The following is a 17,028-nucleotide window of genomic DNA, read 5'->3' on the forward strand; positions in this document are numbered from 1 at the left end:
AAGACAAAATGAGTTTATCTCAAGGAGCGAAGTTCAGGCTCGCTGTTGAACAAAATGACCCATTACAAATCGTGGGTACGATTAATCCTTATTGCGCCATGATGGCGAAAAATTTAGGACACCAAGCAATCTATTTGTCTGGTGGCGGAATTGCGAATGCGTCGTACGGCCTACCGGACTTAGGTATCACCACGTTGAATGATGTTCTTGTTGATGTAGAGCGCATCACCAATGCGTGTGATTTGCCACTACTTGTCGATATTGATACTGGCTTTGGTGGCGCTTTCAATATTGCACGTACGATCAAGGCAATGGAAAAAGCAGGCGCGGGCGCGGTTCACATGGAAGATCAAGTTGCGCAGAAACGCTGTGGTCATAGACCCAATAAAGCGATTGTCAGCCAACAGGAAATGGTCGATCGCGTCAAAGCAGCCGTTGATGCGCGAACCGATGAAAGCTTTGTTGTCATGGCGAGAACAGACGCATTGGCCGTCGAAGGTATTGATAGCGCGATTGAGCGTGCGATAGCTTGTGTTCAGGCGGGGGCTGATATGATTTTCCCAGAAGCGATGAGCCGTTTGGATCAATATGTCCAATTCTCTGAGGCTTTGGAGCAGGCAACAGGCAAGCATGTACCAATATTGGCTAATATTACCGAGTTTGGTCAAACGCCGCTGTATGGCTGTGAAGAACTGGCGAAGTCAAAGGTTGATATGGTGCTTTATCCACTCAGTGCATTTCGCGCAATGAATAAAGCGGCAGAGATGGTCTATAAACACTTACTGGAAGTGGGTAATCAAGAAGCATTAACGGATGCCATGCAAACGCGCAAAGAGCTCTATACCCATCTTAAATATCATGATTATGAAGATAAGCTCGACCAGTTATTCTCTGAAGGGAAATAGAAACAAACGGAAGTCCAAGAAAAGAGTTTCGGAACCAAACCAATAACGTGAAATTGTTTGATATCAAAATGCTCCGACAAGAGGGCGAGATCAAACAGAAAAGGAGTTCAAAAATGCCTCTATCATCAAAAAAGAATGAAGAGTTAGGTGGCGCGGGCCTACGTGGTCAAAGCGCTGGTAGCACTGCTTTGTGTACTGTCGGGAAAACGGGAACAGGTTTAACCTATCGTGGTTATGATATTACCGATCTGGCTAATAATGCTCAGTTTGAAGAAGTTGCCCACTTGCTGTTACGCGGTCACTTGCCGAATCAGAAAGAGCTGGATGAGTATAAAACGCGCTTAACAAGTTTGCGCGGTTTACCGGCCGAGCTAAAACAAGCACTTGAGCTGATTCCTGCATCGGCTCATCCAATGGATGTGATGCGAACCGGATGTTCGGTACTGGGTAATCTTGAGCAAGAATTGAATTTTGACCAACAGCTTGATGCGACAGAGCGAATGCTAGCATTGTTTCCAGCCATCATCTGCTACTGGTACCGTTTTAGCCATGATGGCGTCCGCATCGATACCCAAGATCAATCCCAGCCTTGTATTGGCGGCTACTTCCTCAAGATGTTAACAGACAAAGAGCCAACAGAGATTCATAAACAAGTGATGCATTGTTCGCTTATCTTATACGCAGAGCATGAATTTAATGCCTCAACGTTTGCGGCAAGAGTGTGTGCTTCCACGCTATCTGACATTCACTCATGCATTACTGCGGCAATTGGTACGCTACGTGGACCTTTGCATGGCGGTGCAAACGAGGCGGCCATGGATATGATCCAAGATTGGCAAACACCGGAAGAAGCCGAAACCAATATCATGCAGATGCTCGCCAACAAAGATAAAATTATGGGCTTTGGCCATGCTATCTATCGCGAGAGTGACCCAAGAAATGCGCTCATTAAACGCTGGTCAAAAGAGCTATCTTCTGCAGTTGGGGATACTCACCTTTATGCCGTGTCTGAGCGTGTAGAAGCCGTGATGAAACGAGAAAAAGGCTTATTCTGTAATGCAGACTTTTTCCATGCATCCGCTTACCACTTTATGGACATCCCGACAAAATTATTCACGCCTATCTTCGTTATGAGCCGCTTGACTGGTTGGGCGGCTCACGTTTACGAGCAGCGAGCAAATAACCGAATTATTCGCCCAAGCGCAGATTACACCGGGCCAGAGCATCAAGATTGGGTTGATATCAAGAGTCGTTAAACGGCTGGGTAATTGCCAACTATTCGCCTCACAAAGCGGTGAGGCGAACAATCTATTACCTGAATGGAAGCAGATATGAGTAATAACACTTTATACCGAAAAGCGCTGCCGGGAACCGACCTTGATTATTTCGATGCCCGCGAAGCTGTCAATGCACTATCAGACGGTGCTTATGAAAAGCTGCCTTATACCTCCCGCGTATTAGCCGAACAGTTGGTTCGACGTTGTGAGCCGGACAAACTTAATCAAAGCTTAGAACAGCTCATCTATCGTAAGCGAGACCTTGATTTTCCTTGGTATCCTGCGCGAGTGGTGTGTCATGACATACTCGGCCAGACGGCACTTGTCGATCTCGCAGGGTTAAGAGACGCGATTGCAGAACAGGGCGGGGATCCTGCTAAAGTTAATCCTGTAGTCGAAACGCAACTCATCGTTGATCATTCACTAGCAGTTGAGCATGGCGGGTACGATCCTGACGCGTTTGAAAAAAACCGCGCGATTGAAGAGCGTCGTAATGAAGACAGATTTCATTTTATCGAGTGGTGTAAAACGGCATTTGAAAATGTCAGCGTGATCCCTGCTGGTAATGGCATCATGCACCAAATCAACTTAGAGAAAATGTCGCCAGTTGTTCAAACGAAACAGGGTATTGCGTATCCAGACACTTGTGTGGGTACTGATAGCCATACCCCCCATGTTGATGCGTTAGGGGTGATAGCGATCGGGGTTGGAGGGTTAGAGGCTGAAACGGTGATGCTAGGTCGCCCTTCGATGATGAGACTGCCAGATATTGTTGGTGTCAAACTGACGGGTAAGCGCCAGCCGGGCATTACTGCTACGGATATTGTTTTGGCTATTACGGAGTTTCTTCGCAATGAACGCGTGGTTTCCTCATACCTTGAATTCTTTGGTGAGGGAGCGAAAGATTTGACCATTGGCGATCGAGCAACAATATCCAATATGACGCCAGAATACGGTGCCACAGCGGGTATGTTCTATATCGATGAGCAGACGATCAATTACCTTAAGCTGACTGGTCGTGATGAAGAGCAGGTTGCATTGGTAGAACAGTACGCCAAGCAAACAGGCTTGTGGGCTGACGCTCTGGACACTGCCCAGTATGAGCGTGTACTTGAGTTTGATCTGTCTAGGGTGACTCGTAATATGGCGGGGCCGTCAAATCCTCATCGCCGACTTCCTACTTCTGAGCTTGTCGAACGTGGAATTGCAGGTGCTACTGAGGAAGAGCAAACCTCACAACAATTGCCTGATGGTGCAGTGATTATTGCGGCGATTACGTCATGTACAAATACCAGTAACCCGCGCAATGTCGTAGCCGCAGGTTTAGTGGCGAAGAAAGCCAATGAGTTAGGTCTTGTGCGAAAACCTTGGGTTAAGTCCTCGTTCGCACCGGGCTCAAAAGTTGCCAAGCTTTACTTGGAAGATTCCGGGCTGTTACCAGAATTGGAAAAACTTGGCTTTGGCATCGTTGCTTACGCTTGTACCACATGTAATGGCATGAGTGGTGCACTTGATCCTGAGATTCAGCAAGAGATCATCGATCGTGATGTGTATACCACGGCAGTGTTATCTGGAAATCGCAATTTTGACGGACGAATTCATCCTTATGCGAAGCAGGCGTTTCTTGCCTCTCCTCCGCTCGTGGTTGCTTATGCACTAGCAGGAACGATGCGTTTTGATATTGAGCGAGATTCGTTAGGCAGTGACCAAAACGGCAATCCAATTTACCTCAATGATCTATGGCCGAGCGACGAAGAAATTGATGCTGTAGTAGGTAAGCACGTCAAACCTGAACAGTTTAAACAGGTGTATATCCAGATGTTTAAATTGGATGACGGTGAACGCAATAGTAATCCTTTATACGACTGGCGACCAAAGAGCACTTATATTCGCAGGCCGCCATATTGGGAAGGCGCGCTAGCAGGAGAGCGTAATCTGGCAGGAATGCGTCCTTTAGCGGTGTTAGGGGATAACATCACGACTGACCATTTATCGCCCTCTAACGCTATTTTAGCCAGCAGTGCCGCTGGGGAATACCTTACTTCCATGGACGTGCCGGAGGAAGATTTTAACTCATACGCTACCCACCGAGGCGACCACTTAACAGCGCAGCGAGCAACTTTTGCTAACCCTAAATTATTTAATGAAATGGTCTTAGAAGATGGCGAGGTTGTTCAAGGTTCACTCGCGAGAATCGAGCCTGAAGGTAAGGTGACGCGCATGTGGGAAGCGATTGAAACTTATATGCAGCGTAAGCAACCACTGATCATTGTCGCTGGTGCGGATTATGGCCAAGGTTCATCACGTGATTGGGCAGCAAAAGGTGTTCGATTGGCTGGTGTTGAAGCCATCGCAGCAGAAGGTTTTGAGCGTATTCACAGAACGAACCTTGTTGGTATGGGCGTTTTGCCACTGCAGTTCAAGACTGGCACTGACCGCAAGACTCTCCAGTTAGATGGTAGCGAGCTATATGATGTTATCGGTGAAATTACACCTGGGGCGGACTTAGCGCTGGTGGTGACCCGAGCCAACGGGGAAAAAGTCGATGTCCCAGTAACGTGTCGCTTAGATACTGAGGACGAAGTGAATGTTTATAAAGCAGGTGGCGTATTACAGCGCTTTGCTCAAGATTTCTTGGCACAATAGGTAGGAGAGAATCATGGCATCAAGTCAAATCAAAGTTCCCGCTACCTATATGCGTGGAGGCACCAGTAAAGGCGTCTTTTTTAATCTAGAAGATCTCCCAACAGAGGCGCAAATTCCGGGGCAGGCAAGGGATAACTTACTACTTCGTGTCATTGGCAGTCCTGACCCTTATAGCAAGCAAATCGATGGCATGGGCGGGGCAACGTCAAGTACCAGTAAAACAGTGATTGTTTCGAGAAGTACTCGATCTGATCACGATGTGGACTATCTGTTTGGGCAAGTAGCCATTGATAAACCATTTGTTGATTGGAGTGGCAATTGTGGCAACTTATCTGCAGCTGTTGGCCCTTTTGCCATTCATGCGGGCTTAATCGATCAACAACGTATTCCGCATACAGGTACCGTGGAGGTGCGAGTATGGCAGGCAAATATCGCCAAGAGTATTGTTGTTCATGTTCCTATTGTTGATGGCTGCGTTCAAGAAACAGGGTTGTTTGAACTTGATGGCGTCACTTTTCCTGCTGCAGAAATACAAGTCGATTTTATGTCTCCCGGGTCAAGTGAAGGCAGTATGTTCCCGACAGGAAACGAAGTTGATACTTTGGAAGTTCCTAGCGTAGGAACCTTCAATGCCACCCTGATTAATGCAGGGATACCGACCATCTTTATTGAGGCAGACGCATTAGACTATCAAGGTACAGAGCTACAAGAGGCGATCAACAATGACCAAGTTGCTTTAGACCGCTTTGAATCCATTCGAGCGTATGGCGCATTAAAAATGGGCCTTATTGACAGCTTAGAGCAAGCGAGCAGCCGACAGCACACTCCAAAGATTGCGTTTGTCTCAAAGCCCAAAAGCTATGTCTCGTCGAGTGGCAAACAAATTGACAAACAGCAGGTTGATCTTCTTGTTCGAGCCTTATCAATGGGGAAGTTGCACCATGCGATGATGGGAACCGCGGCAGTCGCTATTGCTGTAGCTGCGTGTATTCCCGGCACTTTAGTCAATATTGCTTGCGGTGGAGGTGAACGGGAGTCGGTTACCTTTGGGCATCCGTCGGGCACACTAAAAGTCGGTGCCAAAGCGCTAAAACTCGCCGACGCCTGGAGTGCAGAAAAAGCATCAATGAGCCGAAGTGCTCGCATCTTGATGGAGGGCTTTGTGCGTGTACCCTCCGATATCTTTGAGTAATTGGCTCCACGTCAGTTACAAACGACATAAATAAAGCAATGTCAGGACATACTGGAGGAAGCAATATGTCTGCATATCAGAAAGAATATCAATGGGCACTCAATGAACCGGAATCATTTTGGGCTGAACAAGCGAATAATATCGATTGGTTTAAAACACCGGAAACTATATTGGCCAATGATGAGCATGGTATCGAACGATGGTTTCCAGACGGTGTCCTTAACACCTCATGGCTAGCGCTTGATTACCACTGTGAACAGGGTAGAGGCGATAGTGTTGCCTTAATCTATGACTCGCCAGTGACCGAAATAAAACAGCAATACACCTATTGTGAACTGCGGGACAAAGTTGCAAAGATTGCTGGCATGCTTGCGCTCCAAGGCGTAACGAAGGGTGACCGTGTCGTTATCTATATGCCGATGATACCGGAAGCTGCAATGGCGATGTTGGCATGTGCCCGACTTGGCGCCATTCATTCGGTGGTCTTTGGCGGTTTTGCTGCGAACGAGCTTGCTGTCCGTCTTGAAGATGCCGAGCCGAAAGTGGTTATGACGGCCTCGTGCGGTATAGAAGTAAACAAAATTATTCCATATAAACCGCTGGTGGATAAAGCGATTATGGATAGCCGCTGGAAACCAGAAAGTGTCTTGGTCCTACAAAGGCCGCAGTGTGAAGCCGAGCTAAACAACGAGCGAGATGTGGATTGGTCGGCGGCTTATAATAGTGCACTTCCTCATGCTTGTGTGCCCGTTTTAGCGACCGATCCACTTTATATCTTGTATACCTCTGGCACCACAGGGAAGCCAAAAGGGGTAGTGCGCGATAATGGCGGGCATGCGGTTGCAATGAAGTACTCGATGACTTCAATCTACAACATTCCTCAAGATGGGGTGTTTTGGGCGGCATCAGATGTTGGCTGGGTTGTCGGCCACTCTTACATTGTCTACGCGCCATTGATTCACGGTTGTACTACCGTTTTGTTTGAAGGCAAACCAGTGCGTACTCCCGATCCGGGCGCATTCTGGCGAGTGTGTGAAGAGCATAAGGTTGATGTGTTGTTCTCAGCGCCAACGGCATTTCGCGCGATTAAGAAAGAAGATCCAGAAGGTAACTACATCAAGCAGTTTGACCTATCGAGACTTCAAACGATCTTTATGGCCGGTGAGCGTCTTGACCCACCAACTCTGGAGTGGGTCGAAAGCAAAGCGGATAAGCCTGTGATTGACCATTGGTGGCAAACCGAGACGGGTTGGGCGATCGCAAGCAATGTGACCGGTATTGAAATGATGCCTGTAAAAGCAGGCTCGGCAACCAAACCAGTCCCGGGTTATCAGGTTGAGATCCTCAACGAACTGGGTGAATCAGCAGTCGCCAATCAGCAAGGTTTTGTTGCGTTGAAGCGTCCATTACCACCTAGTTGTTTGCCCACGGTATGGCGTAACCATGACCGCTTCGAGTCCGGATATTTAAGCCAGTTCCCTGGTTATTATGTCTCAGGCGATGGAGGTTACTTAGACGAAGACGGATATCTGTTCATCATGGGCCGTATTGATGACGTGATTAATGTTGCCGGGCATCGCCTATCGACTGGTGAAATGGAAGAGATTGTTGGCGGCCACCCAGCCATTGCTGAGTGTGCGGTAGTCGGTGTGCATGATGAACTGAAAGGTCAAATGCCTCTTGGACTTGTGGTACTAAAGGATGGCGTGAAAGTAGACGATGTTCAACTGGAAGGAGAGCTAGTTGGTAAGGTTCGTGATGAAATCGGTGCAGTAGCCTGCTTTAAGCACGCGTTGGTGGTAGAGCGTCTACCAAAGACCCGCTCAGGTAAGATATTACGTCGTACTATTCGCCAAATTGCCGATGGTGAACAATACACTGTACCATCAACGATTGATGATCCGAGCAGCCTAGATGAAATCGAGCGAGTGCTTAAAGCATAAGTTTCGGAAATATAAAGTGAAGCCCCTAATTGAAGGGGCTTTTTTATTGATATATTTTAATTAAACAGCCAAACTATGACTTTATTCGTTACGCGAAAATATTTATGCAGAAAGTCGCTATTCGTGCGGCGTCGATGAAAGATTTAGAGCAGCTTAATGAGCAAATGTTTGAGTTGCATGATGAACATCACCGTCAATGCCCGGAACACTTTAAAAGTGCACAAGAAATCGAACAAGAGAAAAGCATCGCCCGTTACATTGATGATCCCGAGTGCATTGTTTTGGTTGCATGCGAAGCGGAGTCAGTCGTTGGCTTTATATCCGGACATTTCTGTGAGCTTGTATCGACAGTCAGCCAACCTGTACAAATGGGCAGTATCGATGAGCTTTATGTCAAGCCGGCTAGTCGAGGAAACGGCATTGCCAAGCGCCTATGCGGTGAGCTTGAATCTCGATTTGAAGAATATGGCGTCAAACAGATCTTCGTCGAAGTATGGGAGTTTAACCAACTTGCTATTGAATTCTATAACCACTCTGGCTTTAACCACCATATCCATTGGATGCGTAAAGCAGTTACCTCTTAAATCATGGACATTATGACTCTGACACGAAATCTGTTTTTATTCCTTATCGGCTTGTTCTTAATCGCGTCTCCATCTATTGCATCAACCAATGAAGCATCAAATCTAAAAGGAGCGGTTTGTGTCATCCGTTCCGGTGAGAAGGTGGTTATGGTCAATGAAATATTGACCAAGAAGCTTGCTCTGCCCGCAGGCACCATCCTTCAAGGCGAAGACCCAGCAGTTGCTGCGCAGCGTGAAACTTGGGAAGAAACAGGGCTGGTGGTCTCTATTGTTGGTGAACTCGGACGCACCGACGAAGCGATCATTTATGATTGTGTCTCTGACTCGGATATTGTTGCTTTTCAGTTTAATAATCACTTCGATGGTAATGAATTGCCAGTTTGGTTTGCACCTCATTATGGTGTAGAGATTGCCTCTGCAATGCTTATTGACCCTGGGGTCGTACCACCAGAAGCCTACCGTTTCCCAGAACAGCTAGAGTGGCTTATCGATAGTTTGCCAAATGCGACGGATCAGAGTGTTATCTATGTCGGCAATCTTGTTGAAGCGGCGCCTGCAATCAACAAGATTGAGCTTGATTGGATGGTAGAGATTCAAAATGCTGTCCATCGTCTTCCAAGTGATATGAGTTTTTCTATTGAGCAGTTGATCTTTTCGGGCGGGTTTTTGGCTAACCCACTCGTGTTACTGGTCGTATTGCCGTTGCTTTACTGGAAGTTTGGCAAACAGTTTGCGTATAAAGCATTCTTCGCTGTTACTGTGACATCCTTGCTTGCGTTAGTGGCTCAGCAAGGTTTCGCACACCCAAGACCACATGTTTATATTCCTGCAGTCGAGCTGACACAGAGTTATGGTTACAGCTTACCTAGTTTGTCGGTGGCGATTTGGCTTTGTGTCGGAACGTTAGTGTTAAATGCGACTAATCGACTTTCTATCAATCAATGGTCTGTGGCGTTAGTTCTCATTGTTGCTTGGATGAGCTTCTCAAGATTTTACAGTGGTGCCGCGTTCTTGTTAGACAGTATAAGCGGTGCTCTCTTAGGAGGGTTGTGCGCATGGCATATGATTCGTTTGGATGCGAAACGCGATGTTGACTTAGTGCAGTTGTTATCGTCTAAATCGGTCTGGTTATCTTTAGTTGTTTTGTGCGCGGTATTGACATTTTTCTGGCCAATTCCTGCGTTTACTTATTGGTTAGCTATCACGATAACGGTGAGTGCTTTGGTCGCGACATTGAGGCTCGACCAAAGTAAAGCTTCAGGGCTGGCGATTGCTATCGCTGCTCTGTTAACCATAGGCTTAGATTTAGCTTTGGACAATTGGGTAGTCACACTATCACACAGCGGTTTGCTGTCTCTAATTGCAGAAACTGTCCGCTATCCGATTATGATCTTGTTGTTTGTGATGATTATTCGAATCAATAGTAAGTTTCGGCGTTAATTGGTCTTAATTAAGAAAAGGCAGCGTACGGCTGCCTTTTTCTTTTACTGATTGAGAACGTATTTCTCAATAACCTTCGCTACGCCATCATCATTGTTACTCGCCGTAATGATATCTGCGATGTGTTTGGTTTGTTCCATTGCATTCTCCATAGCGACGCCTAAACCCGCATATTCAATCATATGGTGGTCGTTTTCCGCGTCGCCCATGCAAATCACGCTTTCTGCACTGATACCCATGTGGTCAGCAATCGCTTTGACGCCAACCCCTTTATTACTTTCTCCATTTAAAAACTCTAGGAAGATTGGAGCGCTCTGAACTACGGTGAATTCATCACGGTACTGAGCTGGGAGAGTTTGACTAATACGAGTCAGCGTCGCTGGATCTGCAACAATCATCGCCTTGATAATTGGATGCTCATCTTCAAGCTCATTAAAGTCTTTAACGGTGACAGGGATTTGGTTGATGTTTGCTTCGATGTCAGTGAATTCATTCAACTCAGGTGTGATTAGACCGAGTTCGGTACTGAAGGCGTGACAGTATGCCCCCATTTCTCGAGCAAGGAGTGCAATGCGCTTTGCATCTTGACCAGAAATTGTGGCGGAATGAATCAGTTTACCGCTGCCAATTTCTTTTACCATCGAGCCATTAAAATAAACAACGAATTCATTGTCACCAGCGATGCTGAGCTCATCAATTTTGCCTTGCATACCATCGAGTGGGCGCCCAGAGGCCAGTACTACTTTAACGCCTTGCTTTCTTGCCTGAGCAATTGCCTGTTGAGTTCTTTGCGAAATGGTTTTTTCACTGGTTAGCAGGGTGCCATCCATATCCAGAGCGATCAGTTTGTACATCTCTTACCTAAAAAAGTTGAGTTAAAATTTGACAAAAGAGGGCAGCATAATCGCTTGAGTTAGATTGATCAATTTATGAATGGGTTGACCTAGCTTGCCCAACCCTTTAATGTCTCGTTCCTGCAGAAATTAGTAGATGAGTTAGGCTGAGTTCAAATTGTACAAAATTAACGAAATGTTCGAGACCATTCAGGGCGAAGGCGTGTTTACTGGCGTTCCTTCTGTGTTTGTTCGTTTGCAAGAGTGCCCAGTGGGTTGCGCATGGTGTGATACAAAACAAACGTGGGATGCGACTCCGACAGATGAACGCCCATTAAATGAAATTCTCGCTAAAACGGAAGACTCACCGACTTGGTGTGGTGTCAGCGCGGAAGATATTGTTAATGAGTACAAGAAGCAAGGCTACACTGCCAAGCATATTGTCATCACTGGCGGTGAACCTTGTATCTATGACTTACGACCTTTGACTCAAGCATTTGAAGAAAATGGTTGCCAATGTCAGATTGAAACTAGCGGTACGTTTGAAGTTAAAGCAACGACGAAGACCTGGGTGACAGTGTCACCAAAAGTGGCTATGAAAGGTAAATTGCCAGTAATTGATAGTGCGTTATTGCGCGCTAATGAAATCAAGCACCCAGTCGCAACTCAGAAAGATATCGATCAGCTAGATGAACTGCTTGAGAGAGCGAAAGTTTCTGAACAGACGACAGTTGCTTTACAGCCAATCAGTCAAAAACCGCGTGCAACCCAGTTATGTATTGATGTTTGTGTTGCTCGTAATTGGCGTTTGTCGATTCAAACACACAAATACCTCAGCATTGCATAAAGGAATTACAGATGAAAAAAGCCGTTGTAGTATTTAGTGGTGGTCAAGACTCGACTACCTGCTTAGTGCAAGCATTGAAAGAGTTCGATGAAGTACATGCGATTACATTTGACTATGGTCAGCGCCATAAACTTGAAATCGAAGTTGCACAGAGCTTAGCGAAAGAGTTGGGTGTGGCTGCTCACAAGGTGATGGATGTTGGCCTGCTTAACGAGCTCGCAATTAGTTCACTAACTCGTGATGACATTCCTGTCTCTCACGAACTTCAAGAAAATGGTTTACCAAACTCTTTTGTTCCTGGTCGTAACATCTTATTTCTTACGTTAGCCGGGATTTATGCGTACCAGATCGGTGCTCAATCCGTGATTACAGGTGTGTGTGAAACGGACTTTTCTGGTTATCCGGATTGCCGCAACGATTTCGTCAAAGCAATGAACAGAGCGCTTGTCCAAGGTATGGATCGTGACCTTGAGATTGCTACGCCATTAATGTGGTTGGACAAGGCAGAAACGTGGGCACTAGCCGACCAGTATGACGCATTGCAGCTTGTTCGTGAAAAAACACTGACTTGCTACAATGGCATCATTGGTGACGGTTGTGGCGATTGCCCATCATGTGATTTGCGTAAAGTTGGCCTAAATAGCTATCTTGATAATCGTGAACAGATCATGGCTGAATTGGTGCGCAAGCAGAAGCAGGCAGATAAATAGGCTCGTTTAAGGCGTCAATGATACAGTTTTTCCCACTTTGCTTGGCTTGATAGAGAGCCTGGTCCAGTATTGAATAGAGCTCATCAAAATCACCCAAGCTTTTTGAAGTAGTAAGAAATGAGAGGGTTGCAGTCACGTTAACCTTCTCTTTGTTCTCTGCCTCAAAAATCGTGTGGGCAATAGCCTGATGCAGGCTTTCTACCTTTTCCAATACATCTAACTCGTCAATACATTTGACGACAACAACAAACTCCTCACCACCTAAACGGCCAAATATGTCCTCTTCATTCAGGTGGTTATTGATAATGTGCGCGACATGAGTCAACGCAGTATCCCCAGTTGGATGGCCATATCGATCATTAATGCTTTTAAAGTCATCCAGATCGAGCAGAATCAGTAAGTGCTTTTGTTCCTGACTCGTCAGTTTAGCGACAGACTTTATTTCGCGTATAGCAGCGGCTCTATTCAACGCGCCAGTCAGGTAGTCCATTTCCGCTTTGCGAGCACGTTGTTTTATCTTCCAAGCATAAACCGTCATCGCGCAACAGAGCAGGGCAATGACAATTAGATAAATCGTATTCAAGGAATTCAACTTGTCGATCTTTGCTAGCAAGTCATTATTTTCTTCAATCGACTTTAAATGGTTAGCTTGCTGTTGATACTCTTTTTGCGTGCTATCTAGTGCAATGTAAGCTGATTGGTGCTGCAGCGTGCGCTTGGATAATTCTGACAGAGTATATTCTTTATAGAATGCGAGCGCTTGTTCATAGTTCTGCTGAGATTCTGCAATTGAGGCTAACGCTTTCAGTGAAGAAGTGTTTAGCCCAACGCTGCCGATTTTCTGGCCTAGAAGATGAGCTTTTTGTGCGAAGTTGTCGGCAGATATGTATTTGCCCTGATCTTGCAGGGACGAAGATAAGGTGAGGTATATTTCACCCCTTAGCTGATCGTTACCTTGTATTGATGCAAGCTCCAAAGCTTCTAACAGAAGTTTATAGCTTTGCGAATAATGACCTTGGAAATGACTAGCTTGACCTAACCCAAGTAGAGCGTACGTAAGCCCATAGCTGTGCTGATATTGAGTCAGAATCGTCTTTGCCTGAGTAAAATGATGCACAGCTGAGTCATAGTTTTGCGCCGCAAGCAGAATCTTACCCATACTGTGATGAGATTGAGCTAACTCAAGTTGAGAGTTGTTTTCATGCCTGATTTTTAGCGCAATATTAAGGTACTCAACCGCTTGTTCGATTTGTCCTAGGGTCATTAATAGCAGACCCGAGTCGTTGTATACCCCTGATGGGTCAACGTTACTCGGCAATATCGTTAGATACTCTTGATAAGACTTCAATGCAGTTTGGTAGTCGCCGATTGACTCAAAATTATTAGCGATCACTCTAAGCGCTTGGTATTTAGGTAATAGTGAATAGGGAACATCATCTAGATGGGTTTGTAGTGAGCTGCAATAAATATTGGCGTTGTGATACAGGCCTTGTTTGTTTAGTGAGCGGCAAAGATGATACTCGAAGAGAATCTTGCCTTGGATATCATTGGTCTTGTTTGCATACGACAGGAGCTGAGTATAGTTATTCAGCGATAATGTAAAGTTGAGCTGCTCTTCAGCATTAAGAGCGGCAATAAACAGTTGTTCTCGTTCGGTGTGGTCTCGATTGAAAGCCAACTGATTGCCATGGTAGGGTTGGCCTCTTAGCATCATGAAGCCATGGATCTTTGAGCTAATGTAAAGCTTTTCTAGACCCGGAGGCAAGGCGTTATAGCGATCTTCAAGCATACTGAGACCACGGCTATCGCTATTGGCTGAGACTTCATGATACGCAAGTTCCCACTCTTGCCAGTCACTACTAGCGATAGAAGTCGGAGATATGAGTAAAGCAGTGGCAAGAATGAAGAGATAACTGACGAGTTGATGTTTCATTGTAGTGTAATTCTATTTGTTTTCAGTATTTTAGAGGGTAAAACAAATAGAGTGCAATCTATTGCCCAGTAGAAACAGGAGAAATGCGAGGTAGGTAGGGTGGATTAGAAAAAGAAAAGCGCCCATCAGAGCGCTTTTCTAATATGCATTAAGCAAGGTATAGTTTTGCTAAGTCTGAAGGTTCCATCTCTTTACCTTCAAGTTGGTCATTCCAGTTAGTTCCAACTAGCACGCCATCTTCAGCGAGAGTTAGCAGCCAATCTTCAACAAAGATATCAAGTGGAATTTCTAGTACTTCAAAGTCAGCCCACTCTTCAACATTGTGTGCCTTTGCATCTTCCTGTGTCGACCAGAAAGGCATAACCTCACTGTTTTCGAACTCAGTTGAGTCACACGCTAGCCAGCCTTCTTCATTACGCATACCCCAAACAAGTTTAGTTTGCTTGGTTTCAGCTACGAATAGTTCAAGGTTTGCCTGAATATCAGAAGTTAATTTGCTCATTGGAATAATCTCGTAAGTCAATTCGCTGCTAGAGTAACACTCATCGTTGAAAAGCCAAATAAAAAAGGGGACATAAGCCCCCTTAAAATAACAATTTGCGCTATTTTTCGATTTTAGTGAAGATCGACCACTCTTCCTTCACGTTACCTTTCAACCCAACCACAGTTGCTATAACCTTACGGTTCATTGCATGGCTGACTTCATCATCACCCAGTTCGTCTAGTCTAGTATCGCCAAAACCGACGATGCGAACACGTGAAGAAGAAACACCATTGTCGAGTAGAGCTGCTTCTACAGCTTCAGCGCGACGTTCTGATAGTTTCTGGTTGTATTCAGCTTTACCGACCTTACTCGCATAGCCTTGAAGCTCGATTGAAGTCGATGGGTAAGCTTCTAGGAACTCAGACATTTCTCGGATTTGCGCTAAGAACATTGGTTGGATAATTGATGAATCATTTTGGAACAGAATATGAAGGTCCATCTCTTCTTCTGTTTTAATGTAAGTACCACAACCATCATTATCAATATCAGCTTTAGCTGGCGTTTGAGGACATAAATCTCGCGCATTAATAACGCCATCTTTATCCTCATCCAGTAAGTCATCAACTTGGTTCGGCTTTGGTGTCTCTTTGTACTCGTACGCATCCTCAGCTTTAAGTGGCGCAACAAATACTGTAGCAGCAATAACCATTGTAAGTAGTGATTTGTTCATATCAGTATTCTACCTTCTCATTCCACTCTTCAGGGGTGTCAACACGTAGGGATGCAAGTAAGTTACCCGTTGCATTCATCACTCGATACTTAGCGTATTGTTCATCATACTTTGCGTCTAAGTAGCCTTTACGAGCTTCAAACAGTTCGTTTTCCGTGTTTAAAAGGTCAAGTAGAGTACGTTTACCTAACTTATACTGTTTTTCGTAAGCGATAACCGTATCAGATGCCGAGTCTACGTGGTCTGATAAAAACTCTTTTTGTTGAACCGTTAAATCTAGAGCACTCCAAGATAAGCGAAGACCTTCTTCGACAGCGCGGTAAGTGCGGTCGCGGAAATCTTTGGCTTTATTCAACTGATAAGCGGCACTTTCCGAACGATCTGAGTCAGAACCGCCGTTATAGAGGTTGTATCGCATGCGAAGCATCGCAGAGAACTCATCACTGCTACCTTCAATACCGCCTGCATCATCACGCCATGTTTGGTTAGCTTCGATAGAAAGAGTTGGGTAGTTAACGCCTTTTGTCTGATCGTATTGGAAACGAGCAGAGTCAACATCTGCCTGAGCGACTTTTACAACAGGGTGTTGGTTAAATGCCGTATCAACCGCTTCATCTACCGTGTAAGGGATCGCTGTTTCATCCGCACGAGGGAAGATAAGGCCTTGAGGTGCTTGCCCAACGATACGTTTAAATTGGGTGTGAACATCAAAGAGATTGTTCTGAGCGGCAAGTAGGTTACCGTGAGCCTTTGCGAGACGAGCTTCTACTTGAGACATATCAGCAGTAGAGCCAATACCTGAGTCTACTCGCTTTTTGATATCTCTATATATATCTTTATGAACCGCTAGGTTACTTTCAGAAAGTGCGAGTACTTCATAAGCTTTTGTCGCATCAAGATAGATCTTAGTCACTTCTAACGCTATGTCCTGAGCGTCAGAAAGTAATTGGAAACGAACCGATTCAGCGTCTGCAGATGTTCTATCCATATCATTTAATGTCGCTGAACCATCCCAAAGTAGCTGTGTAAGCGTTAGCGTTGCTTCTTTACGAGTAAGTTCATTCTCTGTACCAGAGGCAAGATCGACGTTTTCATAGCCAATCCCTGCATCTAAATCAATTCTTGGCATATAAGCACCAGATGATGCTTCAGAATCAAAAAACTTACTTCTAAATTCGTTGTATGACGCTTTAACTTCTGGATTGGTTGTAATTGTATGAGCGACAGCTTGCTCTAGTGTCTGACTATGTGCCGGAAAGCTAAGCGCAACCGCGCAGCTTAGTACTTTCAACTTATTCCAATTCACTTTGGTTCTCCTCAAGTGCTCTTCGCAGAGGATAGTAATCAAATTTTTTGTCTCAAATTCGATACATATCCATCAATAGCGCCAATAAAGTAACACTCTTGGAATAAGAAAACTAATGCATTTAAGTAAATTACTGTTGCTCAAGTGTTAATTGTTGGTACAAATGCACTCCTGTCTCAAAAGTGAAACATTTGCACG

General features: G+C 45.3%; 14 protein-coding genes. 9 read left to right on the plus strand and 5 right to left on the minus strand.

Annotated features, from left to right (window positions below; translation table 11 throughout):
- Positions 1–8: 8 nt before the first annotated feature.
- The 7 genes from prpB to VIA_RS15015 all read left to right on the plus strand — a co-directional run bounded on the left by prpB (position 9) and on the right by VIA_RS15015 (position 9,987).
- Entirely contained in the window at positions 9–905 is an 897-nt protein-coding gene (gene prpB, locus VIA_RS14985; RefSeq protein WP_004413931.1) for a methylisocitrate lyase, read from the plus strand.
- 113 nt (positions 906–1,018) lie between these two features.
- Positions 1,019–2,161 (plus strand): bifunctional 2-methylcitrate synthase/citrate synthase, encoded by a 1,143-nt coding sequence (prpC, locus tag VIA_RS14990; protein ID WP_004413932.1) that lies wholly within the window; start codon positions 1,019–1,021, stop codon positions 2,159–2,161.
- Positions 2,162–2,236: 75 nt separating this feature from the next.
- On the plus strand, positions 2,237–4,828 hold the full coding sequence (gene acnD / locus VIA_RS14995) for a Fe/S-dependent 2-methylisocitrate dehydratase AcnD (protein WP_004413933.1): 2,592 nt from the start codon (positions 2,237–2,239) through the stop codon (positions 4,826–4,828).
- A gap of 13 nt (positions 4,829–4,841) precedes the next feature.
- Positions 4,842–6,020, plus strand: coding sequence for a 2-methylaconitate cis-trans isomerase PrpF (prpF, locus tag VIA_RS15000; RefSeq protein WP_004413934.1), 1,179 nt, complete (start codon positions 4,842–4,844; stop codon positions 6,018–6,020).
- A gap of 65 nt (positions 6,021–6,085) precedes the next feature.
- Positions 6,086–7,963 carry a propionyl-CoA synthetase gene (locus VIA_RS15005; protein ID WP_004413935.1) on the plus strand — a complete coding sequence of 626 codons (1,878 nt, stop codon included), beginning with the start codon at positions 6,086–6,088 and terminating at the stop codon, positions 7,961–7,963.
- 104 nt (positions 7,964–8,067) lie between these two features.
- Positions 8,068–8,547, plus strand: coding sequence for a GNAT family N-acetyltransferase (locus VIA_RS15010; protein WP_004413936.1), 480 nt, complete (start codon positions 8,068–8,070; stop codon positions 8,545–8,547).
- A gap of 12 nt (positions 8,548–8,559) precedes the next feature.
- The gene (locus VIA_RS15015; RefSeq protein ID WP_004413937.1) at positions 8,560–9,987 is read left to right on the plus strand and encodes a bifunctional NUDIX hydrolase/phosphatase PAP2 family protein; all 1,428 of its coding nucleotides are present in this window, start codon (positions 8,560–8,562) and stop codon (positions 9,985–9,987) included.
- Between the two features lie 44 nt (positions 9,988–10,031).
- On the opposite strand, the gene VIA_RS15020 is transcribed toward VIA_RS15015, so the two are convergent.
- Positions 10,032–10,841 carry a Cof-type HAD-IIB family hydrolase gene (locus VIA_RS15020; protein ID WP_004413938.1) on the minus strand — a complete coding sequence of 270 codons (810 nt, stop codon included), beginning with the start codon at positions 10,839–10,841 and terminating at the stop codon, positions 10,032–10,034.
- Positions 10,842–10,998: 157 nt separating this feature from the next.
- Here VIA_RS15020 and queE point away from each other — a divergent pair, with 157 nt between their 5' ends.
- Positions 10,999–11,667, plus strand: coding sequence for a 7-carboxy-7-deazaguanine synthase QueE (gene queE, locus VIA_RS15025; RefSeq protein ID WP_004413939.1), 669 nt, complete (start codon positions 10,999–11,001; stop codon positions 11,665–11,667).
- Positions 11,668–11,678: 11 nt separating this feature from the next.
- Positions 11,679–12,377, plus strand: a complete 699-nt coding sequence (queC, locus tag VIA_RS15030; protein ID WP_004413940.1) for a 7-cyano-7-deazaguanine synthase QueC — start codon at positions 11,679–11,681, stop codon at positions 12,375–12,377.
- On the opposite strand, the gene VIA_RS15035 is transcribed toward queC, so the two are convergent.
- The 4 genes from VIA_RS15035 to VIA_RS15050 form a co-directional block, all read right to left on the minus strand.
- On the minus strand, positions 12,334–14,310 hold the full coding sequence (locus tag VIA_RS15035; protein WP_004413941.1) for a tetratricopeptide repeat-containing diguanylate cyclase: 1,977 nt from the start codon (positions 14,308–14,310) through the stop codon (positions 12,334–12,336). The genes queC and VIA_RS15035 overlap by 44 nt on opposite strands.
- 148 nt (positions 14,311–14,458) lie before the next feature.
- Positions 14,459–14,812 carry a DUF2750 domain-containing protein gene (locus tag VIA_RS15040; RefSeq protein WP_004413942.1) on the minus strand — a complete coding sequence of 118 codons (354 nt, stop codon included), beginning with the start codon at positions 14,810–14,812 and terminating at the stop codon, positions 14,459–14,461.
- A 100-nt stretch (positions 14,813–14,912) separates the two neighbouring features.
- A complete protein-coding gene (locus tag VIA_RS15045) occupies positions 14,913–15,524 on the minus strand; it encodes an OmpA family protein (RefSeq protein WP_004413943.1) in 612 nt (203 codons plus the stop codon).
- A 1-nt stretch (position 15,525) separates the two neighbouring features.
- Positions 15,526–16,830 (minus strand): TolC family outer membrane protein, encoded by a 1,305-nt coding sequence (locus VIA_RS15050; protein ID WP_004413944.1) that lies wholly within the window; start codon positions 16,828–16,830, stop codon positions 15,526–15,528.
- Between the last annotated feature and the right edge of the window lie 198 nt (positions 16,831–17,028).

The sequence above is a fragment of the Vibrio orientalis CIP 102891 = ATCC 33934 genome (assembly GCF_000176235.1).
In the GTDB taxonomy this organism is placed as follows: domain Bacteria; phylum Pseudomonadota; class Gammaproteobacteria; order Enterobacterales; family Vibrionaceae; genus Vibrio; species Vibrio orientalis.